Source organism: Stenotrophobium rhamnosiphilum (assembly GCF_003052265.1).
Lineage (GTDB): Bacteria > Pseudomonadota > Gammaproteobacteria > Nevskiales > Nevskiaceae > Stenotrophobium > Stenotrophobium rhamnosiphilum.
This window is the reverse complement of sequence record NZ_QANS01000001.1, coordinates 284,705-306,621: the sequence shown is the minus strand read 5'-3', so window position 1 is coordinate 306,621 and position 21,917 is coordinate 284,705. Positions and strand designations below refer to the sequence as shown.

The following is a 21,917-nucleotide window of genomic DNA, read 5'->3' as shown; positions in this document are numbered from 1 at the left end:
AATTCAGTTTGCTTTTCTCACAACCAAACTTATCGGCCTATCTCCGGTATGCGCAGCAGTATTCAGAAAAGTCAAAACACCGCTGTCAAGATCAACTGCATACTGATAAATAAAATCCTTGTTGAATTCGGCGGCATACAGGAATTTTCCGCTGGAATCGAAGGTTATTGCTGTTGGCTGATAAGGGCCGCGAATCGTCTCTGCTCGGCTGACCTGCCCATCCGTATCCACCGTCAAGTGCGATACGGTTTGACGATATCCATCGGTCACATATAGATGCCGCTCTGAAGGTGCAAGCGCCATTTGTTCGACCAAATTGGTTTGAAAGGCTACTCCAACTTTATTTGGCGACATCGCAGTGAGCAAACCACCAGACTCAACCTTGTACTGCCAGATTTCGCCGAAAGATCCGCCTCGAACCAGCACATATACATACTTGTTTGATGGCGCCACAAGGATCTGAACGGGATCAAAACCCGTATCAATTTTTTCTTTTCTGCTCAACACACCGTCTGCGCCAATGGCGTACCGCGTAATACTGCCGCTACCTGCCACATAGATATATTTTCCAGACGGATCGATAGTAAATGTCCGCGGATAACTATCCAGACTCGTTGTAGATGGAAGCATCGGAGTAAGCGCGCCGTCACTTCCGATCACAAATTGTGAAAGAACTGCGAACTGATCCGTATTCGCCGCGCTCATCGAATAAAGATATTTGCCTGAGGGTGCAATTTCCGTAATGCCAGTTGCTGCGGCAGGAACAGTCCGAACTTTTGTCAGCAAGCCCTGATTAACAACATATTCCACAATCGTGCTCGTCCCTTGACCAGAGGCATACGCATAATCTCCAGAAGGTAGGAACACCAGAGGTCCGACGCCTTCATAGGCTGACACCTCAGCACTAAATGCCATCGGGGTAAGAACGCCGTCTTCCCCGTAGATGTATTGTGAAATGGCTTGAATTCCTGATGCAGCGCCGCTACACAATGCATAGCCATATCCCGCGGGCTTTTTCACCGTAAACGGACTGCTACCGACAATTGTCGTCCCGGGCATAGCTGCAGAAATAGTTGTTTGCCCGGGCGCATACGGCGCCACATGACCTAGAACATCAACACCGGCAACCACTGTACTCGATGAGGTCCAAGTCACCTGCTGCGTAGCTACATAGGTGTAGCCGGCGCTATTGATGGCAGTTGCGATGAATTGAACCGCAGCGGTCTGTTGTATGGCACTTGAACTGACAGGAGTTACATCAATCCTGGCCAGCGGAGAGTTCAAATGTAAAACAACGGGCACGTTCAAGGTATGGCTCAGTCCATCTTCCGAGGCATAAGCTAGGGTGATGTTTGCGCTGTAATCACCATTGGGCATGCTGGCCAATGAATCACGCGAGATTGTTACTGTCGCTACATCGCTGGGCGAAGAGTTGCCCGACGTCGGGGTCATACTGAGCCAAGGCGCGCTGATGCCCTGCACCACCCAATCCAAAGCCTTGGCTGCGTTAGCTCCTCCTAATTCGTCGGAAATGTTCAAGGTTTGCGAGAGGGCCGCAGAAGATGTGTCGCCACCCACAGTGAATGCCAATGTGGCAGGTGACACTGTCAACAATGGCGCGGTAATGGCAACAGTGACGGTGGTTTCGACAGTTACACCGAAATTATTTGTGATCTGAATGATGCCCTGATGCGTTCCTGGCGCTAAGCCTGTGGTATCGACGGCATAACTGATATCCGCAGGTCCGGTACCTGCTTGCGGCATTACCGACAACCAAGATTGGGTAGACCGGGCGGTCCACCGATCCGCGTCATCAACATTGAGCCTGAATGTGCCACTGGAAGTTCCGTTGCTACCATCAACAAAGGACAACTCAACTGATGAGCTGCTCACGCTGAGCTCCGCAACGACTAACGTTATCGGCAGATCAACATAAGAAATGTTTGTAGCTTCTTCAATCGATGAAGCTCCACTGGGAAGCACTCCGGTCAGGAAGCGTAATTTGACCGTGTACGTCCCTGGGGACATGCCCCTGGGATAGACGCTCAGCGTGAATCCAACAGTATTGGCTGTCTCTGAAATCGCATTCACTCCCAGCCAAAAAGGCTGGGACACTCCGGGGGCGAAGCCTGCCACTACCCCGTCGCCCCTGTATGTCACAAGCACATTTTGCCGTAGGAGGCCTGACTGCGAACTGGCATTGAACGTAACTAATTTTGGGCTGACAGAAATTGAGGTGGAAAAAGCCTGGCCACCGCAAGCGGTCAACATCGCCGCAAAAAGTATCACAACAGCACGTATCATCGTCTTGATCTTGCAACCGGCACTTCCTGAACAATCCCGCATTTTCATTCCTCAAATTGCCAGTTAACGAACAACGTCAGTCGAGTCGACATCGATACACTGCTGCCTCACTTTTCCGGAATATTATCCCTTTTCTATTCCACTCGTGATGGCAGGCAGACAAGACCGTTATCATAATCTTTTAGGAGGGCGATACAGGTAAACTTCATCACGATATTGATTGCTATGGCACTTGCCACAATCCCCAGCATGAGTACCGAATGAAAGCTTTTACTGTTCAAGATCTGGTGACGTTAGAACGCATCTCTGATCCTCGCGTATCACCTGATGGCCACGTTGTTGCCTACGTCGTGCGCGAAACCGATCTGCCGAATAACAAAGGCACCCGCAATATCTGGCTGCTGGAACTGAACAACGCACAAGCCAAGCCGCGCAAGTTGACGAATAGCACTGGCAACAGCGATACGCCACGCTGGTCGGCTGATGGCAAATCAATTTATTTCAGCTCTACGCGTTCTGGCTCTACGCAGATCTGGCGCCTAGACATGAGCGGCGGTGAAGCACAGCAAGTCACCGACCTGCCCTTGGACGTTAACGCTTTTGTACTGTCACCCAACGGCAAACGCATTGCATTGTCGATGGAAGTTTTTATCGATGCCAAAGATTCAGCCAGCACCAAAAAACGTCTTGACGAAGTTGCTGCGAAAAAATCCACCGGTACGGTTTACGACAAACTCTTCATGCGCCATTGGGACACATGGAGCAATGGCACGCGCGCGCAGTTGTTTGTTGCCAGCTTTGATAGCAGCGGAGTTGTCAGTGCTGAACCCAAACTATTGAGTCGCGGCATTGATGGCGATGTGCCCAGCAAACCATTTGGTGACGATAGTGAAATCACTTGGTCGCCAGACAGTAAGACTTTGGCATTCGATGCACGCGTCGCCGGCACCACTGAAGCGTGGAGCACTAATCTCGACATCTTCACGGTGCCCGCAGACGGTTCAGCCAAACCTGTAAATCACACTGCCGATAATCTCGCGACGGATGTCTCGCCGCTCTTCACGCCCGATGGTCAGTCACTGATCTACAAAGCGATGAAGCACGCAGGCTTTGAAGCGGATCGTCTTGCCTTGATGATCAAGAATCTCAAAACCGGCACAACACGCGAGATCGCGCCGAACTGGGATCGCTCCGCAGATGCTTACGCACTCTCTGCTGATGGCAAAACGATTTACTGCACAGCAGACGATCTTGGTCAGAAGCCCTTATTCGCCATTGATGTCGCCACAGGAAAAGTCGACAAACTCACTGGCGATGGCACGGTTAGCGGATTTGGCCTTGGCGAGAAAGACATTGTTTACGCACTCAATTCCTTGCAGTCACCTGATCAGCTTTATCGCATCAGCTACAAGGGCGGCGTCGCAACACAGCTCACACACACCAACGCCGCACAGCTCAACAGCATTCAACTTGGCGACGCAGAGCAGTTTCACTTCAAAGGTTGGAACAAAGAAACTGTCTACGGTTACGTCGTCAAACCTTGGAATTATCATAAGGGCAAAAAATATCCTGTCGCCTTGATTATTCATGGTGGCCCGCAAGGCAGCATGGCGAACGACTGGCACTACCGCTGGAATCCGCAGACTTACGCAGGTCAGGGTTATGCCGTCGTCTTCATCGACTTCCACGGCTCAACCGGTTACGGCCAAGCCTTCACCGATTCCATCTCTGGTGACTGGGGCGGCAAGCCACTCGAAGATTTGCAGAAAGGTTGGAAGTACGCGCTGGAGAAATATGATTTTCTCGACGGCAGCAAAGCCGCTGCACTCGGCGCGTCTTACGGCGGATTCATGATTAATTGGATCGAAGGCAATTGGCAGGACACCTTCAAATGTCTGGTCAATCACAACGGCGTATTCGACAACCGCATGATGACTTACTCCACTGAAGAGCTTTGGTTCGATGAGTGGGAAATGGGCGGCGTGCAATACGAGAAGCCCGAGAACTTTGAAAAGCACAATCCAATAAACCACGTCAGTAAGTGGAAAACACCGATGCTCGTGATTCATAGCGCACAAGATTTTCGTGTGCCGATGGAACAAGGCATTGGGGCCTTCACTGCCTTGCAACGTCGCGGCGTTCCTAGCGAGTTCCTCACCTTCCCCGATGAGAACCACTGGGTACTCAAACCACAGAATAGTGTTCAGTGGCATGAGACGGTGAATGCTTGGTTGAAGCGCTGGATTGGCAGCTAAGAACTGCGCAATACGAAGCGAGCTTTCCTGCTGCTGCGATACCTGAATCGCGTGCCATAATTGGCTTCTTGAGGCAGCAAACGTCACCCGCAATGCGGGTTTGGCGCGTTTTGTTGTTATTTTTTATAGTATTTAGATGTTTTTATAAGCATCTAAGCACATCTGGCTTTAACAAACACAAGTCTTAACCGTGAATCTAAAAATACCCTCCAGCCCCGGCCAGCCCATTACCTGGCGCGGCGCACGCGGCAGTACGGCCGCGCTGACTGCTGCGCGCGCAGCTCAGGCGCATTCGGCATTAGTCACGGTTATTGTTGATGACGAGCAACACGCTTATCGATTGGAAGAAGATTTGCGCTTCTTCCTCGGCGGCACGTTGCCGCTGCTGCATTTCCCCAGCAACGAGACACTGCCCTACGACCAGTTCTCACCCCATCAAGAAATTTTGTCGGATCGTCTTGCGGCGCTGTATCGCTTGCCTGAAATGCCGCGCGGCGTTTTGTTGCTCACGGCCGATGCGCTAGTCCAACCGTTGCCGCCTCGCAACTGGCTTGCAGGCCGCAGCTTCATGCTCAAGATCGGCGACAAGCTCGATCCACAGAGTTTCCGTGCGCGCTTGGTTGCCGCTGGTTACAGCAGCGTTAGCGAAGTGCAGACGCAAGGCGAGTTCGCAGTACGCGGCGCCATCATCGATTTGTTTCCGATGGGCTCGGCTGCGGCCTATCGACTCGATTTGTTCGATGACGAAATCGAAACACTGCGAACGTTCGATCCTGAAACTCAGCTCTCATCAGAAAAAGTCACCGAGATTCGCTTGCTGCCTGCACGCGAATTTCCCACTGATAAAGAAGGCCTCGACAATTTTCGTCGTCGCTATCGCGAATATTTCACTGGCGATTTAGCGCGCAGCCGCATCTATGCGGAGGTCAGCAAGAATTTGATGCCGGGCGGCATCGAATCTTATCTGCCCTTGTTCCACGCAGAGACCGCATGTCTGTTCGACTATCTGCCGAAGAACACGCTGATACTGGAACTCGCCGATCTTTCTGCTGCACTCACCGAAGACTGGCGCCAGATCGAAGAACGCTTTGAACGCTATCGCGGCGACATTGAACGTCCGCTGATGCGTCCCGCCGACTTATTCCGTGACCCGGCTTCAACACTCGCACGACTGCAAAATTATCCACACGTGCGATATCGCCATGACGAAGGCGAAGAACTGCATTGCGTTCCGCTGTCGACCGTCGCTGTCGATATCAAAGTGCACTTGGCTGAGTCGCAAGATCGCGTGTTGTTCGTTGCTGAATCTGCGGGTCGTCGCGAAGCATTTCTCGATTGGCTCAAACCTCTCGGTCTGCTCCCGCGCTTACACGACAGCTGGCCGGATTTCGAAACGGATCGCAATCGTTACGGCATCACGCTTGGGCCGCTACAAGACGGCTTTCGTATTGCAGATGAAAATCTAAGCGTTATTTCAGAAGCGCAGGTATTCGGCCAACGCGCACCAGCACTCTCGCGCAAGCGCATGAAGGTGCGCGATCCCGAAACCATTCTGCGTGATCTCTCGGCGCTATCGATTGGTTCACCGGTTGTGCACGCACAGCACGGCGTCGGTCGCTATCTTGGCTTGCAGCTGCTCGAAGCTGGCGGCACGGAGTCCGAATATCTTGTTCTGGAATATTCCGGCGGCGACAAACTCTATGTGCCCGTTGGTTCGCTCTCACTGATTCATCGCTACACCGGCGCTGAAGATGCACAGGCACCGTTGCATAGTCTTGGTTCTGAACGTTGGTCCAAGGTTCAAGCCAAAGCGCGTGAAAAAGCGCATGACGTTGCTGCAGAGCTTCTACAAATCCAAGCACGCCGCATGGCACGCCCTGGCATGGGATTGGAAATTGATTGGGGCGATTACAACGCGTTCTGCGAAGGCTTTCCGTTTACGCCAACACCCGATCAGCAAACCGCGATTGAATCTGTGCTGGCTGATTTGCAGGCTGAAAAATCGATGGACCGCGTGGTTTGCGGTGACGTCGGCTTTGGTAAAACCGAAGTTGCCCTACGCGCCTGTTACGCTGTTGCACGCGCGGGCCGACAAGTTTGCATGCTCGCGCCAACGACGCTGCTGGTGCAACAACACGAAAAGAATTTCCGCGATCGTTTCTCCAATATTCCCATTCGCATCGGCGCACTTTCGCGTCTGCGCACCGCCAAAGAACAAACGGCGATGCTCAAGGAATTGGAAGAAGGCAAGCTCGATATCGTTATCGGCACGCATCGCCTGCTGCAGGAAGACATCAAGTTCAAAGATCTTGGCTTGATCGTGGTCGATGAAGAACATCGCTTTGGTGTGCGCCATAAAGAGCGCTTGAAAAATCTGCGTGCAGAAGTAGATTTGTTAACGCTAACTGCAACGCCAATTCCGCGCACGCTGAATATGTCGCTGTCGGGCCTGCGTGATCTGTCGATCATTGCTACACCGCCCGCATCGCGTATCGCGATTAAAACGACTGTCTCCGAGTGGAGCAATACGCTGGTGCAAGAAGCTTGCTTGCGCGAGCTACGTCGCGGCGGACAGGTTTACATCTTGCACAACGAAGTCGCCGACATCGGCGTTTTTGCGCAGAAGATTCAAGAGCTGGTGCCAGAAGGCAGCGTGCGCTTTGCACATGGCCAGATGCGTGAGCGCGAACTGGAACAAGTGATGCTGGATTTCTATCACCAGCGCTTCAACATTCTGGTGTGTACAACGATTATCGAATCCGGCATCGACGTACCAAGTGCGAACACTATTTTGATTGATCGCGCTGATTCACTGGGTCTCGCTCAGCTGCACCAGTTGCGTGGTCGCGTCGGTCGCAGCCATCACCGCGCTTACGCTTACTTGATGGTGCCGAGCAAACGTTCGATCACCGCTGACGCGCAGAAACGTCTTGATGCAATCGAGACACTCGGCGAACTCGGCTCAGGCTTTGCACTGGCCACGCACGATCTTGAAATTCGCGGTGCAGGTGAATTGCTCGGAGAAGAACAGAGCGGTCAGATTTCTGAAGTCGGCTTCACGATGTACGCCGACATGCTGGCTCGAGCCGTCAAGGCAATTAAATCAGGCCGACTCAACGACGAGCCTTTTGGTCAAAGCGATTGCGAAGTGGATCTGGGCGTCTCGGCATTGATTCCCGAAAGCTATGTGCCAGATGTTCATACGCGTCTGACGCTCTACAAACGCATTGCTGAAGCCAGCACTGAAAAAGAATTGACGGAGCTCAAGGTCGAGATGATCGATCGCTTTGGTTTGTTAACACCGCAAGTTGATCGCTTGTTTGACGCGGCACTGCTGCGCACCTTGGCCGCGCCACTGGGTATCGCAAAACTGCGCGTGGGTTCACGCAGCGCGACTATCGATTTCGGCAAGCAGCCGAAGATCGACTCCATGCGTTTGATCAAACTGATTCAAACGCAGCCGAAGACTTATAAGTTAGAAGGTCAAAAGCGTCTGCATTACTACGCCAATCTGGAAAGCGCCGAGAATCGCGCCACTCCATTGCTACTATTACTGACGACGCTGTATGGCGGCGCAGCGCCTAAGCCTGAATAAAGTGAGACGCAGCGCACATTTGATGGCATTGCGCCGATCGACGGTACGTTTACTCTGATCGCTGGCCTAAAGATGCGTCCGCATACGCCTATGCTTTACGTACTGTCAGCCGGAGATGGCTCTCCAGTCAGCTAACGCTTACGCGAGAACCGGAAAATGATGCGGGCCGAGTTGCATCACTTTTGACAGCCCCTAACTCGGAATTTTGGCAAGAGTTATTGACATATTTGATTAATTTGTGCGGTCTATCACACTATTTATATGAAGTTAGTGTGTCAGCGAACGGTTTCACTGATGGATCACTGTAACTTTACCGGTCCCAATGGGTAGTACTGTTCCTACAAATTTGCCTGATGATGGGCAATAGTTAATCATAAGACTGTTGGTAACTTTAAAAATGCCAATTAACGAATCAGCTACCTCCGCTGGAGTGACGAAGATGTTCAAGAAAACCGCTGTTTTAACCCTATCCCTTGTCAGCGGTGCTGCGATGGCACAAACCGCTGCAACGCTGCCAATTGTTGGCCCTCTTTTGACGGGCATTGCTAATGCCCTCAGCGTCCTCCCAACAACGCCGGGTTCAGGCGTTCTCGGTGTTACCGCACTCACCAACGGCGCAGACGGCTCCGGTATTGGTCAGGTTCTGGGCCTCGGCCTCGGCGGCGGCAAGACGCCTAATGTTATTGGTCAGCAGCTCAACAACCGCCTCGTGACCCCGCTTCTGGGTCTTGATGGCAACGGCGGCATCCTTGCCGTCGGCGCTGCCAACGGCAACAACACCACCAACGCTGCTGCTAGCGGTTTGGCCGCCGTTGCTGCCCTCTCCGGCAACAACAACGCCAACGGCGGTCTGGCTGCCCTTGGCATCAAAAACGGCAACAACACCGGCAACAGCAACACCGCTGGCGTCGCCGCACTTTCGGGCAACAACGCCGGTAACGGTGGCTTGCTTGGCTTGGGCATCCTCAACGGCAACAACTCGGGCAACGGCGCAGGCCTGCTCGGTTTGGGCATTCTCAACGGCAACAACACCGGTAATTCAGCTGGCGCTGGCGTCGCTGCACTCAGCGGCAGCAATGCCGGCAACGGTACGATTGGCCTCGGCGTTCTCAACGGTGCCAACTCGGGCAACGGCCAAATCCTCGCACTGGCTGCACTGTCTGGCAGCAACAGCGGCAAGGCCTCTCAGGGCCTGGGCATTAGCCTGCTGAACGCAGGTGATCCGCTCTCGATCTCTGTCAATGGCAACACGGTGGGCCTGAACACGCTCGCCAGCCAGGCACAGGCTGCGATCCCAGTTACAACGATTCTCCCTGGCATCCAGATCGGTGGCAGCAAAGTCACGACCTCCAACCCACTGCTTAACGTCGGCATCTTGGCTGGCGATAACGCAGGCAACGGCGGCGCGCTCGGCGTAGCACTTCTGTCTGGCAACAACACCGCACAGTCTTCTGCACTGGGCCTTGGCGTTCTCAACGGCAGCAACAGCGCGAGCGGTCCTCTGGCAGTTGGCGCACTGAACGGCGCTAACTCCGGCAACGGCACGTTTGTTGGCGCTGGCGTGCTCAGCGGCGACAACTCCGGCAACGGCGGCACCGTCGGCGCAGGCATTCTCAACACGGCTAACTCCGGCAACGGCGGCGTCATCGGCGCTGGCGTGCTCAATGGTCAGTCAAGCGGCACCGGCGACAACTCCGGCAACGGCGGCGTTCTGGGTGCAGGCATTCTTAACGGCGCTAATTCCGGCAACGGCGGCGTCATCGGCGGCGGCGTGCTCAACGGCGCGAACTCCGGCAACGGCCTAACCGGCGTTGGTGCAGGCGTATTGAACGGTGCCAACTCCGGCAACGGTTCAATTGCTGGCGCAGGCGTGCTCAACGGCGACGGCTCGGGCAATGGCAAAACGCTCGGTGCAGGCGTACTGAACGGCGCCAACTCCGGCAACGGCGGCGTCATCGGCGGCGGCGTGCTCAACGGCCCTGGCTCCGGCAACGGCGGCGTCATCGGCGGCAACGTCGGCGGCGGCGCAGCTATCCCGCCCAACCTTGGCAACCCTGGCAATCATGGTATCGGCAACCAGAGCAACGAAGACAACCAGTGCTTGTCCAGCGACCTGAAGAAAAACCAAAGCAAGAAGTCGAAAGATACTTGCGTGCCAAAAGTTAAGGTTGCTGCTGCAAAGAATTAATTTGCCGATATAAATCCGGCGCCTCATTTGCTTTGAGGCGCCGGAACGTGGCATAGACCACACGTCGGAGTTGTAAATCACTGAGGGCATAAGCGGACGGACGAGTGACTCACTCGTACCGCCATCTCAAAGAAAAGCAACAGGGATTGTCATGAGCGTAGAACTACCACCACCCGCCACCCCGCAACAGGGCACCGTCGAACAGCTGCAGTCACAAGCTGGTAGCGGAATCACTGTTCCCTTTCAGAACTACCAGTTGCATGTTAGCTCCGGCGATATTCTTAACGAAGAAACGGTCAAGAATGCAGTTAGCCTTGCCGACAATCTTTCCAATGCCGTGCGCAATATTGGCGCAGCGGCTTACCTCGAAGGCTATCCAGCCTCGCAGGTGACTTACGCGCTTTCCGGTCAAGACCTGTATGTATTGGTCGTGCCGGGCAAAATTTCTGGCATTCGTGCCAGCGAAGCGCTGAAGCCTTATCTCAATGGTCTCGAAACGGCTGACCCGATGCGCGATAGCGATCTGGAAGGCAAACGCACGCTCGCCAGCATGGCGGCTGATCGTGCAGGCATTAATGTTTTCCCTGTCTTTGAACCCGATGGCAACGGCGGTCAGGTTCTGGATTTTGAAAAGAACAATCAAGCCAGCGACCCAACGACGATTCGCGTTGAGTTCGGCAACCCGGGCAACCGTTTTGCCAGCCGCTACTTCGGCGATCTGGAAATCAAAACTGCTTCGGTTTGGGGTGATGAGTTCCGCGTGTTCGCACGAGAGGGCATTCAGAATCTCGACGCCAAGGGCAAGCCCGGCGACTATCACGAACAGAATGTGGGTTGGAACCGCGTAACGCCTTGGGGCGTATTCGGCATCAACGGCCGCAACATCAACTATAACTACACCGCAACTGGCACGACCACCACTGGGCCGTTCAGCACCGACTTGCTCGGTCGCATCTGGGTTGGCGAAGCGCTGTGGCTCTACCCGATCTACTCCGACTTCAACAGCCGTTGGAATGTTCAGGTCAAAGTTGATCGCACCAGCAAGGAAGGCAAGGTCGACGCAACGGGCACCACGTCAAGCGCCGTCTATCAACGCGAGCTGTACACCAGCGCTGAAGCATCAACGTCGTATGGCAGCAACTTTGCTTTCATTGGCCACACCTGGAACTTCACCGGCGGCGTGACCGCACGTAAAGGCTTCGGCGACGGCGATACCAATGTTGATCTGACCAATCCGCCTATCCATGGCGATCAGGGTTACCTGTTGTTCCGTCCTGCTGCATCGCTCAAGTTCTTCTGGAACAACAGCATTGCTACCGGCATTGAAGCCAGCGGCCAGTACAGCAGCGACTCCGTTCCAGAACAGCAGCAGTGGGTGCTCGGCGGCATGGGCAACCTCACCAGCGCGCTGCCTGGCGTGATCGTTGGCGACAAGGGTTACTTGGCACGCGTGTTCACCGAAGTGATGCTGCCAATCACCGACGGCTTGGAACTGCGTCCAAAAATCTTTGTTGAACGCGGCTCTGCAACTTACTCGAACCCAAACACGGCTTCTCAGCAGGTTGATGGCGCTCAAACGCTCACCGACGCAGGCTTGGAACTCGGCGTTAAGTTCACACAGCTGATCGACGCTTCGGTGTCGTATGCCAAGAGCTTTAACGATAAGAACATCACCGACGCCGTCAAAGATGCATCTGACGCACGTTTGTTCTTCCGTGTCAGCATCAAGATCTAATTCAGATCGTAGTAATAAAAAACCCCGCTTCGGCGGGGTTTTTTTTGGTGCCAATTAAAAGTTACTGGCCCTTGAGCAACTGTTCAATGCGCTGATCTTTCTCTGACCAAAGCGTACCAATCCACTTCTGAAAACGTTCGCGGTACACCGGATCATTTTCGTAATCGCCTTCGTAGAATTCATGCGGCACTTCGAGCTGGCGCACTTCCACAATCACTTTGCGCACTCGCCCTGCACAGAAATCCCAGAAGCCTTTAGCGCCATCCGGATAAACGATGGTGACGTCCAACAGCGAATTAAGTCGCTCGCCCAAGGCTGAAACCGTAAACGCAAAACCTCCCGACTTAGGTTTTAGCAAATGTCGGAATGGCGATTTTTGTTGGTCGTGTTTGGCTGGCGTGAAACGCGTGCCTTCAAGAAAATTCAGCACCAGCGCTGGCTGATTCTTGAATGCCTCACAAGCCTTGCGCGTAGTTTCAAGATCCTTGCCTTTCAGTGCAGGATTTTTAGCGACCTGTTCCTTGCTGTAGCGTTTCATGAAAGGGTAATCGAGCCCCCACCATGCAAGACCCAGCACTGGCACCCAGATCAATTCTTGCTTGAGAAAAAACTTAAAGAACGGCGCACGTTTTCCGAAAGCGCGCATCAGCACGAAGATGTCATTCCAAGTCTGATGATTGGCGCAAACGAGATACTGACCTTGTGGCGACACGTCCATATTCATGCGCAGATCCCACTCGATGCGCATTAGCAACTGAACCATGATGCTATTGGTCACCGCCCAGTGCTGCGCCAACCACGCCGCAGCAACTGAAAACCGATCACGCAGAGCGCCGTGAGGTATCAGCACTTTGAACAAAACCATCACGTATAACGGAGTCGCCCAAAACACTGTGTTGACGATGAGAAACAACATGACGACCGCACCGTGCAACGGTCCTGGCAGAAAACTCAACATTGCCTATTCCCCATCTTGAGCTCTTCCTGAGATTTTAGGGTTTTTTGATGTCTTCGGGTTTGGCTTCTGATTGCGCGGGAGCTGTCGGCGCAGCCGATGACGGCTCCACTCTAGCTTCGGGTGGCACAGCCAGCGCATCTTGCTCAGCAGCAGTCTGCCTCGGGTGCGCTGACCAATGCAGATGCATGATCTCCCAACTCGTTGGGGTGCGACGCAGAATCATGGTTTCCGTCTGCTCAAGATCAACATCCTGATCGCCGAACAATCCAGAAATTACCGCCTGCGTGAGTACCCATGCAGTCTGGCCGTCTGTAATGACACTACGACGAGTCGGTTTGTAGTCCGTGACTCTGGCAAATTCCGCATCGTCACTTAAATGATTTTTAACGTAGTCGTCGCGCGAAGCTTCGACAAATCCAGTCTCGAACAACCAAGCATCGGGAGACATCAAACTCACTACGGCATCGCGGTTACGTGTGCGCAGCGCTTCGTGAAACGCTTCAACAACATCAGCAGGTGTAGGGATTGCGACAACAACCGGCGGCGGTGCTACAACCTTCGCGACAACTTTAGGCGCGACTTTAGACACAACTTTTTTAGGCGGCGTTTTGTTATTGGCCGCCTGCACCTGAGCAGGTATCAGAGATGCTGCGAGCAGCATCGGCAACAAGCAACGCAGTGCGCTCACAAATTATTCCTTCGACAAACTAGTGGCCTGGATTTCACCGTCTTGGTTGAACACCACCACGCCACGATAGAACCCAGATGGCAGCCCGACCAATACGCATGGACTGGTGATGGCTTGCGTCGAAATCGCATCGGCTGCAGGTTTAATGAAAGTGCCTTTGAGCACAACCAGATCACGACGGATACCCGCTTTGCGGCTGATGGCAATACCAAAACCACCGGTAGCGCGGCGACCCATTTCCACCAAGGCATAAGGCCCGGCAGGCATTGCATCGCTATCAATCAATTTGATGCCGCGTTGATCCTGCCACTTACGAAACTCATTGGCATCAGCAAACACGCTGACAGCAGATTGTTCTTCTGTCGTACCGCATTGCGTCGAACGTGCAAGTTCACGAACTTCAACCGGTGAGTCGCCAGAAAAACGTAGCAACCAACCCAAATCAGATGTGCAGCCGGAGAGCACCAAAATCGCTGCTGCGCTCAATAATGTTTTTGTTTTGAATCCCATGCTGCACCCCTGTTCCGACGCCTTGCGGCGGATACCTCATAAATTTAAAAACACGCCGGCAGCCCTAACTGCGGCGTGTTTAATCGTCTGCCACCATAACTGCATTCTAGCCAATCATGGTTACGCTACGGAGACCCAAAGCAAACCTATATCTCAGAACGGATTCACCGTGCTGGTACGCGTGTAGTTCACGTAACCCAAGCTAGCACCAGCACGCAGGCCTACGCCGGTACGAATCGGTGCCAGCGTAACGTCGCCGACGCGCTGATAGTTCATGCCAACACCCGCAACAACGTACAGACTGCCGTCAACCGCTGGATAACGCTGGAACAAGTCATAGGTGCTGCGCAGGTTATAAACCAAGGTGAAGACTTTGGATGCGTTGCCGCCAAAATCCCAACCGATTGACGGGCCCTGCCAGTACACCGGCATGGAATCGCCACCCTTGTAATGCAGCGTGCCCTTGCCATAACGCAGACCTACGACCATCGCGCCTGAACCTTCATCACCAATGATGTAAGCGTTGGGGCTGCCAAAATCGCTAAAAGCTTTTTCAATCGCCTTGGCCAATCCTTCGCTCGTATCGCCAAAAGCGTGATTCGCAGTGCTAATCAGCTCTTGAGCGCTGTACGTCTCATTGCTAATTGCATGGTCGGCTGTGTTTGTAGCTGCTGGCGAAGCGGAGGCCGGCGCTGTTGGCGCACTAATCTCTGCACGCGAATCAATCGGTTGCTGAGTGACACAAGCCGAGAGCAGCAGAGATGTGAGTAAACCCACCGGTAGAGTTTTACGCATGATCGTTACCTATTCTTTAGTCGTGAATGCACCCTAGTGACCCCGATCTAGCTACTGAGTTCAGCCGGGGCCTGCCTTCTGGGCGATAGTATCTGCTCATGATGACGCTAGCAGTGCAATTAATCCGACCGCGTCGCTCTATGCATCCTGCATCCGCGACGTACAGGCCATCCTTGGCCATAAAAAAAAGCCCCCGCTATTTTTCATAGCGAGGGCTCAAGAGCACATCAGAGCGCTTTAAGGCGCCGGATTAAAATTACGCGTTGCGCAGGGTTGTCCGCCGCAATGATCGACATATCCACCGCCGATCTTGAGGAAGTCTGATTTCATCGCACGATCCTCAATTGTGCTGCGCGGGAATTCATGCGGATCTGCGCCATAACCCAGTTCTGGGCGTGGTGGCGTATTCGTGACGGGTGGAGGTGCAACACCATTGGGATTAGCTGAGCCATCTGCTTTAACGAGTGGACCACTGTCCCATACCGACAAGACACTGCCTGCGTCACCATCGCCGCTCGCACAAGGCAGATAGTCATACGGCTTGTCGTCTGGATGACGTCGACCAAAGCTGATATCGGGTCGCGCAACGCCTTCTGCAGTAACCGCAGGATGCGCGCCAGATTTCACTGCAGGCCCCAGTTGTGAAGAAGCACCACCCACCACCGCAGGGCAATGCACTTTGGCGCCGATGGTGCGCGCCATCACTTCTGCTGTCGTCATGCTGACTTGATGATCACCAAAAGCTGGCGTCAACAGCACGCGTTTCGGCGGCGTGTTGGCGTAAGGCGTGGTGGCGTTCAGATGTTGCGCATACCCGTTGTTCTCAGCGCGGTCCCACAACATCTGCATGAACGACAACACAAACTGCTGATCCAGTGATCCCGGGTAAGAGGTGTAGAGCAGCGAGGCATACATGTCGAAGTCGACGCTGCGTTGGAGCAAGGTCGAATAGTTCATGCCCGGCACGCCGAGCACACCTGCTTTCACATCAGGTGATATCGCCACCAAAGCACCACCAATAATGCCGCCTTGTGAATTGCCGTCGAAGAACAATTCGCGTCGATCGAGCACACATTGTCCGTTGACCTTGAACGCATCCTGCGAGCACAAGCCATTCGCATTCAACATTGCACGGCCCAAGTAAGTGAAGTTGATCATGCTCTGTTGCACACGATCCGCCAACGTTGGGAAGTTAGACACATCCGCCAAGATCGTCACCACATTGAGCACGTCACCAAACGGCGGATCGTAGTACGTCGTATCCAATTCGCCGGCAGTGATACTGGTGTCATGCGAGGCCATGCCGATCCAATCGGTCGAACAATAAACAAAGTTGTTCTCCTCAATCATGTCGCCGACCTGCCCGGAACCTTCTGACTTGGAGCCCAGCAATCCATGTCCATAAACCGCAACTCGCGCGGGCACAGCGGTCGTTGCCGTAGAAGGATCGACATTCCGCTCTAAACCAAAAGCCTTGTATGGAATGCGGCACAAGAAATCGAAAGTCTGCGTTGGCGTTGTTGGGTTACGCCCCGGCAACTGTGAACCCGGTGGGTAGTAGAGCCTTGAACCTGCGATACCGTTCGGCAAGGTCAAATACGAAGGCACCGTAATCACGCCACGCACTTCACGAGCGATGGTGCTGCTGACTTTGTCGCGCACGGTGATCTTGCTGATGGTCGGCGCATTGCCTTGGACATTGCCGTCGCCCGGCGTGGTGTCACCCAATGCTGCAAGTGAGTCGTCACGCATCTTCAGCACGCGCTCGGACAAACTGCGTCCGCTGGCCACCGTGAAATCCCAAGCCATATACAAGGAGCTGCGCTGTATACCCGCAGAGCCCAGTTTGGCAAACAGCGATTCCATATGCGCACGACGGCTGTTGATCTGCGGCAACAAGCTGCTGTGATTGTCGCGATAAATCTGGAATGCAGGCGGCGCAGCAATCGTATTGCCACTGCCATCTTTGAGATTGCGCAGCGCAACGATGTAACGATGGCCTTCTTTAAAGTTGATTGCCGGACGAATGATCAGCGCAGGGCCAGGATCAAACGTGGGGATCTCAATCGATGGCAGCAAGGCTTTGCACTGCGTGCGCAGCTGCTCGCCGACTTCCTTGATCTGTTCTGCCGCAGGCAAGCCCGCATCACCCGCGATACCGAGCACTGCATCAATCGGACGAATCGCATCGCAGGAAGTGAACTTGGTTAGATTGGCATCAAGCTCGCTCCAGATCAGATGACGCTCGCCCGTGTCTGCATCAAGCACAACAATCGGCTGACTATCGCGGAAGCTGTCACGAATATTCGTCAGCGGCACAGCGCCAGTTTTGACCGTGTTCAAATTCGGGATACGCACCAAGATCGCTTGTCCCGGCGAGAAACCATCGTTGCGATTCCATTCCGTCGGATCGATTGATTTGCCCGCAATGTTTTTAGGCATCGACAAAATATTGAGATTGATGCGCTTGCCCGTTGCGGCGCTGCTATCGGCCTTGGTGAAATGATCGTTAGGCCATGGGAACAAGCAGTAATGGTTGTCGAAGAAATCGCAGCGATCTGCCGTCAGCACATCGGGCAACACCTGCAAATCAATATTGCCGGCAGCAGGCGGCAGTTTGCTTTGAATGGTGCCGATGGCTTCAGTAGCGCCGGTGGCCAGCACTGCGTTGACCGGCGTGGTTAACAGCAGTTTGAAACTCAAGGTTCCAGACGCACCATCGCTACCAGTCGTATTCACAACAACGATTTGCTCCAGCGTACCTGCAGCAAAAGTCGCGGTGCCGCTCTTCGCAACATAATCTGCGCCTGCTTTCGCAGTGCCATCTTGCGTAGCGTAATTCACGCTGATGTTGCGACCACTGGCGCTATCCAGCGTCAGCTTGAACGTAAGATTTCCATCAACACGATAAGCCGTCGCGTCATCGATATTAATCTGGCGCGCGTGATCGTCATCCGTAATCGTACCGGTCGCAACCGAACGCTTGAGTGTTGCACCGCTCGCGCCGCTCAGCGTCACACTCATCGTGCGATTGGCTTGCACGTCTTCATTGCCAATCACGTCCACTTCAACGGTCTGGCTAGTTTCGCCGACAGCGAATGTGACATTGCCAGAAGACGCGCTGAAATCCGTACCCGCAGACGCCGTACCGCTGCCAGTGACGTAAGCGATGCTGATCGTTGATGCCGCTGCCTTGTCGAGTGTCACCGCGAAGCTCAGCTTGTTGCTGCCACCAATATCACCTTCTACGGCGGAGGCATCTGAGATGACCGCCTGCGGCAAGGCATAAGTCAGCGTGCCGGTGGCGGTCGCTCTATTCAGCGTTGCATTGATCGGCGCTGATAATTGCAGCGTCATTGTTTTATTACCCGTCGCCGCAGCATTGGCGATGGGTTGCACTTGAACAACCTTGGCGACCTCACCTGGATTGAACACCACGGTCCGGCCCGTTTGGCCGTAGTAGTCAGTGCCTGCCACCGCCGTTCCATTAACGGTGTTGTAAGTCACGTGCACGGTGCTGGTGGTGGCCTCGGACAAAACCACATTGAATCTGAGCCTGTCGTCCGCGGTTTGCGCCGCTGTTGCATCAGCGACACTTACTTTGGGAATGACCGCTCCGGGAACCGTTGGTGGCGTCGTTGTAGTGCCGCCCGGTTTGGGGGTGCTATCGCAAGCCGCGAGCAGCAATGCGCCGCCCAGCAACAACGCCCGTAAGCCTGTTAGACCTTGGTAACGCATGACTTCTCTCCTCCCACATGTCGCGGCCCCATGCATGAGCGCTTTGATAGTGGAACTGAAGTCTTGCGCCTCGGTTATCCCACTCGCTCAAGCTGGTTCAGCCGCAAAAATTGTTTTTTATTATTTAATAATATTTATTATAATTATTTTTTAAAACAAGGCCACCTCGTTTACCGAGGTGGCCCTTAAACGGCATGACTCGCCCCCACGAGTCCTGCTCCCTCCCCAAAAACCCGTTTGCTAGCAGCACGCTTTAATATGTTGCAGGCTGCCAGCGAAATCCTGATTCACCTGATGTTTTTCACAAAACAACAGTGCTGGCGATTTTGTCTCTCCGGAGTATGCTTGCCGGTCTATGCCGCAAACGATAGTAAATAGCGCTCAAACCAATGGATAAGGATTGATGGATTCCAGAGTAATACCTGACACCGTAGATCCGGTTGATCGCTATGTAGCGCGGCTGTATCGCTCCGCGTTCGCCGTGCCACCAGAGCAGTACCGAGCTTGGGCCCTGCGTGAATTGGCCAGCGTCATTCCCCATGACAGCGGCATTTGGGGCAGCGGCAGCCTCAGCCGCATGCGCTTTCATACCTTTACCGTTTCAAACCTGCCAGAAAGCTATCGCGCCACACTGGAAGCAACGACCGAGATCAACCCCATCCTGCCGCGCATGCTGCAGAACCTTGATACGCCAGTTGATATGCGCGATGTATTGCCCGACGCGCAGTTTTTCAAATCAGAAATTTACAAAAAAGTATTCGGTGCACACGGCATTTCGCGCATTCTCGCGACCGTGCATTTTGATCAGCGCAGCGGCTTATATTCGCTGGTCTCGCTGTATCGCAAAGATCGCAACAATCCCTTTACCGACGAAGAAAGAGCACGCCAGAAGCGCGTGACTTATCACCTGTTCAATGCGGTTTCGCATGCCTTCTTCCTGCACCTGAATCGCGATCACCAGAAGCCAGATAACTGCGCCGCAGCGGTGGTTGATCAGGAAGGCTGCTTCCAACAGGCTCAGCCGCGCTTTCTGGATTTCCTCGAAACCAATTTTCCAGGTCGCGCCGATCCCAATGTACTGCCCTTCCCCTTGCCGGCTTCTGGCGAGACCGAAGTGCTGGGCAATCTGTGTGCAAAAAGCGAACGCGCTGGCGACATGTTTATCGTCTATCTCTGGCCCACCGGCCCGCTGGACAGACTCACGCCGCGTGAACGCGAAATTGTTTTCGCCGTCGCTCAGGGTTTGTCGTTTAAGCAGGCGGCCAAAAAAATTGGCGTGGCGCCGTCTACGGTTGCCAACCATTTGTATCGCGTCTATCGCAAGCTTGGCGTCTATAGCCGCACGGAACTAGCTGCTTTGGTGCATCCACGCCCAGCCGATTAGAGGTAGACTCGGCGCACTATTTTTGAGCGTATCCATGCAAAATTTAACCCCGCAAGAATTCAAGGATCGAATGGCGCAGGGCGTTGCTGTTCTCGACGTCCGCACTCCTGAAGAAGTAGAGATTGCTGCTCTCTCAGGTGCGATCAACATTCCGATGAATGAACTGCCGACACGACTCGGCGAACTCGACTCCAATGCCCCTATCGCAGTGCTGTGCCATCACGGCATGCGCAGTGAAATGGCCAGTCGATTTCTTGAACGCAACGGCTTTGCCGATGTCGCTCATCTTGTGGGTGGTATTGATGCTTGGTCTGCCAGCATCGACACCAGCGTTCCACGCTACTAAATCATCATCTTGAGTTTGGGGTCACCATGCGTTTAAAGGCTTTATTGTTGTGCGCGGCCGTATCGCTGCCCGGTGCAGCCAGTGCCAATGAATTGTTGCGCGTTTATGAGTTGGCGCAGCAGAACGATATGCAGTTTCAAGCTGCCGCTGCGCAGCGTGATGCTGCGATAGAGGCCAAGCCGCAAGCGCGCGCTGCGTTTCTGCCGCAGATTACGGGCGGCTATGTACGCGGCAAAACCTTTCAGAACTCCAAGTACGCCAACCCTGCGTTCCAGACGGCTCCTGAAAACCAGAAGTTCATAACCGATGGCCTACAGGCCACGCTTAACCAAACAATTTTCAACTGGCAGTATTTTGAACAGCTACGCCAGTCTGACGATCAAGTCGCTCTCGCTGCAGCGAGCTACAACGCAGCACAGCAAAATCTGGTTCTGCGTGTTGCATCGGCTTACTTCGATGTGTTGTCAGCCAACGACAGCCTGCGTACAAGCCAGTCTGAGAAAAAAGCATTGGAGCGCCAGCTCGATCAAGCCAAGCAGCGTTTTGACGTGGGTCTTGCTGCGATCACTGACGTGCAAGATTCGCAGGCACGCTACGACCTGACATTGGCCTCTTTGATTTCGGCCGAGCAAACTCTTGCGAATAACAAGGAAGCACTCGCCGTAATTACAGGCGAGAACATGACCAAACTCACCACGCTTCAGGATGAGTTTCTGTTGCCGCCACCCGCACCTGAAAATGTCGACAGCTGGGTTGCCAGCGCTAAGCAAGGCAATTTTGATCTGCTAACTGCACAGCTGCAGGCTGATATCTCCAAGCGCGGCATCGACGTGGCTTGGGCCAAACATCTCCCTACTGTTGGGCTGATGGCTCAGTACTCCGACGGTGAACAAGGTGGCCTGTTCGGTGCGCAACAAACCACCAAGGAGGTTCAGCTACAGCTCACCGTGCCAATCTTCTCCGGCGGCGCGACCCAATCCGGTGTTCGCCAGGCCAAGGCCACGCATGCGCAGTACAAGGCGATGTACGAAGGCCAGAAGCGCGTTACCGAACAGCAGACCCGCAACGCCTATCTGGGCGTGATTGCTGGCGCCCTCCGCGTCAAAGCCCTGAAGCAAGCGGTGACTTCCAACACCACCGCCCTCAGCGCCAGCGAAACCGGCATGCAGGTCGGCACGCGTACCTCGGTAGACGTCCTCAATGCTGAGCAACTGCTGTACATGTCACAGCGCGACTACTACAAATCCCGCTACGAATACCTGCTGAGCTTTTTAAGGCTCAAAGCCGCCGCCGGCACCCTGTCCGTTCAGGACTTGAGCGTGATCGACAACCTGATCGTCGCCGCCCAGTAAGCAACTTCATTAAAGGCCCGCCGCAAGCAATTGCGGCGGGCCTTTCCTATTTGTAGACAGCCATTCACG

The 21,917-nt window shown here is 54.0% G+C and carries 13 protein-coding genes; 7 read left to right on the top strand and 6 right to left on the bottom strand.

All coding sequences use genetic code 11. The features are described 5' to 3' along the window. Positions 1-3 precede the first annotated feature (3 nt). A complete protein-coding gene (locus tag CJD38_RS01425) occupies positions 4-2,352 on the bottom strand; it encodes a beta-propeller fold lactonase family protein (RefSeq protein WP_107938512.1) in 2,349 nt (782 codons plus the stop codon). A gap of 212 nt (positions 2,353-2,564) precedes the next feature. Here CJD38_RS01425 and CJD38_RS01420 point away from each other — a divergent pair, with 212 nt between their 5' ends. The 4 genes from CJD38_RS01420 to CJD38_RS01405 all read left to right on the top strand — a co-directional run bounded on the left by CJD38_RS01420 (position 2,565) and on the right by CJD38_RS01405 (position 12,077). After that, positions 2,565-4,559, top strand: coding sequence for an alpha/beta hydrolase family protein (locus CJD38_RS01420; protein WP_107938511.1), 1,995 nt, complete (start codon positions 2,565-2,567; stop codon positions 4,557-4,559). 190 nt (positions 4,560-4,749) lie between these two features. After that, on the top strand, positions 4,750-8,154 hold the full coding sequence (mfd, locus tag CJD38_RS01415; protein WP_240625569.1) for a transcription-repair coupling factor: 3,405 nt from the start codon (positions 4,750-4,752) through the stop codon (positions 8,152-8,154). A 439-nt stretch (positions 8,155-8,593) separates the two neighbouring features. Beyond that, positions 8,594-10,342, top strand: a complete 1,749-nt coding sequence (locus tag CJD38_RS01410; protein ID WP_107938510.1) for a beta strand repeat-containing protein — start codon at positions 8,594-8,596, stop codon at positions 10,340-10,342. A gap of 151 nt (positions 10,343-10,493) precedes the next feature. Further along, positions 10,494-12,077 carry a ShlB/FhaC/HecB family protein gene (locus CJD38_RS01405; protein ID WP_107938509.1) on the top strand — a complete coding sequence of 528 codons (1,584 nt, stop codon included), beginning with the start codon at positions 10,494-10,496 and terminating at the stop codon, positions 12,075-12,077. 61 nt (positions 12,078-12,138) lie between these two features. Here the strand turns inward: CJD38_RS01405 and yihG are convergent, their stop codons facing one another. From yihG to CJD38_RS01380, 5 genes are all read right to left on the bottom strand, one after another. Beyond that, the gene (yihG, locus tag CJD38_RS01400) at positions 12,139-13,035 is read right to left on the bottom strand and encodes a 1-acylglycerol-3-phosphate O-acyltransferase, YihG family (protein ID WP_107938508.1); all 897 of its coding nucleotides are present in this window, start codon (positions 13,033-13,035) and stop codon (positions 12,139-12,141) included. A gap of 34 nt (positions 13,036-13,069) precedes the next feature. Beyond that, entirely contained in the window at positions 13,070-13,723 is a 654-nt protein-coding gene (locus CJD38_RS01395; RefSeq protein ID WP_107938507.1) for a nuclear transport factor 2 family protein, read from the bottom strand. A gap of 3 nt (positions 13,724-13,726) precedes the next feature. Continuing rightward, on the bottom strand, positions 13,727-14,233 hold the full coding sequence (locus CJD38_RS01390; RefSeq protein ID WP_107938506.1) for a protease complex subunit PrcB family protein: 507 nt from the start codon (positions 14,231-14,233) through the stop codon (positions 13,727-13,729). A gap of 153 nt (positions 14,234-14,386) precedes the next feature. After that, positions 14,387-15,028 carry a DUF1134 domain-containing protein gene (locus CJD38_RS01385; protein ID WP_107938505.1) on the bottom strand — a complete coding sequence of 214 codons (642 nt, stop codon included), beginning with the start codon at positions 15,026-15,028 and terminating at the stop codon, positions 14,387-14,389. A 237-nt stretch (positions 15,029-15,265) separates the two neighbouring features. Further along, positions 15,266-18,766, bottom strand: a complete 3,501-nt coding sequence (locus tag CJD38_RS01380; protein ID WP_161554125.1) for a Calx-beta domain-containing protein — start codon at positions 18,764-18,766, stop codon at positions 15,266-15,268. Positions 18,767-19,169: 403 nt separating this feature from the next. On the opposite strand from CJD38_RS01380, the gene CJD38_RS01375 reads away from it, so the two are divergent. The 3 genes from CJD38_RS01375 to CJD38_RS01365 are packed head-to-tail and all read left to right on the top strand — an operon-like array spanning position 19,170 to position 21,848. Continuing rightward, entirely contained in the window at positions 19,170-20,150 is a 981-nt protein-coding gene (locus CJD38_RS01375) for a response regulator transcription factor (protein WP_107938503.1), read from the top strand. 34 nt (positions 20,151-20,184) lie between these two features. After that, positions 20,185-20,496: a rhodanese-like domain-containing protein gene (locus tag CJD38_RS01370; protein ID WP_107938502.1), complete on the top strand. Its 312-nt coding sequence runs from the start codon at positions 20,185-20,187 to the stop codon at positions 20,494-20,496. 26 nt (positions 20,497-20,522) lie between these two features. Next, the gene (locus tag CJD38_RS01365; protein ID WP_107938501.1) at positions 20,523-21,848 is read left to right on the top strand and encodes a TolC family outer membrane protein; all 1,326 of its coding nucleotides are present in this window, start codon (positions 20,523-20,525) and stop codon (positions 21,846-21,848) included. Positions 21,849-21,917 lie beyond the last annotated feature (69 nt).

Excerpts from the sequence above, each read along its gene's own strand:
- CJD38_RS01365 (WP_107938501.1), top strand. The coding sequence starts at position 20,523 with ATGCGTTTAAAGGCTTTATTGTTGTGCGCGGCCGTATCGCTGCCCGGT.
- CJD38_RS01370 (WP_107938502.1), top strand. The coding sequence starts at position 20,185 with ATGCAAAATTTAACCCCGCAAGAATTCAAGGATCGAATGGCGCAGGGC.
- CJD38_RS01390 (WP_107938506.1), bottom strand. The coding sequence starts at position 14,233 with ATGGGATTCAAAACAAAAACATTATTGAGCGCAGCAGCGATTTTGGTG.
- CJD38_RS01410 (WP_107938510.1), top strand. The coding sequence starts at position 8,594 with ATGTTCAAGAAAACCGCTGTTTTAACCCTATCCCTTGTCAGCGGTGCT.
- CJD38_RS01405 (WP_107938509.1), top strand. The coding sequence starts at position 10,494 with ATGAGCGTAGAACTACCACCACCCGCCACCCCGCAACAGGGCACCGTC.
- yihG (WP_107938508.1), bottom strand. The coding sequence starts at position 13,035 with ATGTTGAGTTTTCTGCCAGGACCGTTGCACGGTGCGGTCGTCATGTTG.
- CJD38_RS01375 (WP_107938503.1), top strand. The coding sequence starts at position 19,170 with ATGGATTCCAGAGTAATACCTGACACCGTAGATCCGGTTGATCGCTAT.
- CJD38_RS01385 (WP_107938505.1), bottom strand. The coding sequence starts at position 15,028 with ATGCGTAAAACTCTACCGGTGGGTTTACTCACATCTCTGCTGCTCTCG.
- CJD38_RS01420 (WP_107938511.1), top strand. The coding sequence starts at position 2,565 with ATGAAAGCTTTTACTGTTCAAGATCTGGTGACGTTAGAACGCATCTCT.
- CJD38_RS01380 (WP_161554125.1), bottom strand. The coding sequence starts at position 18,766 with ATGCGTTACCAAGGTCTAACAGGCTTACGGGCGTTGTTGCTGGGCGGC.
- CJD38_RS01425 (WP_107938512.1), bottom strand. The coding sequence starts at position 2,352 with ATGAAAATGCGGGATTGTTCAGGAAGTGCCGGTTGCAAGATCAAGACG.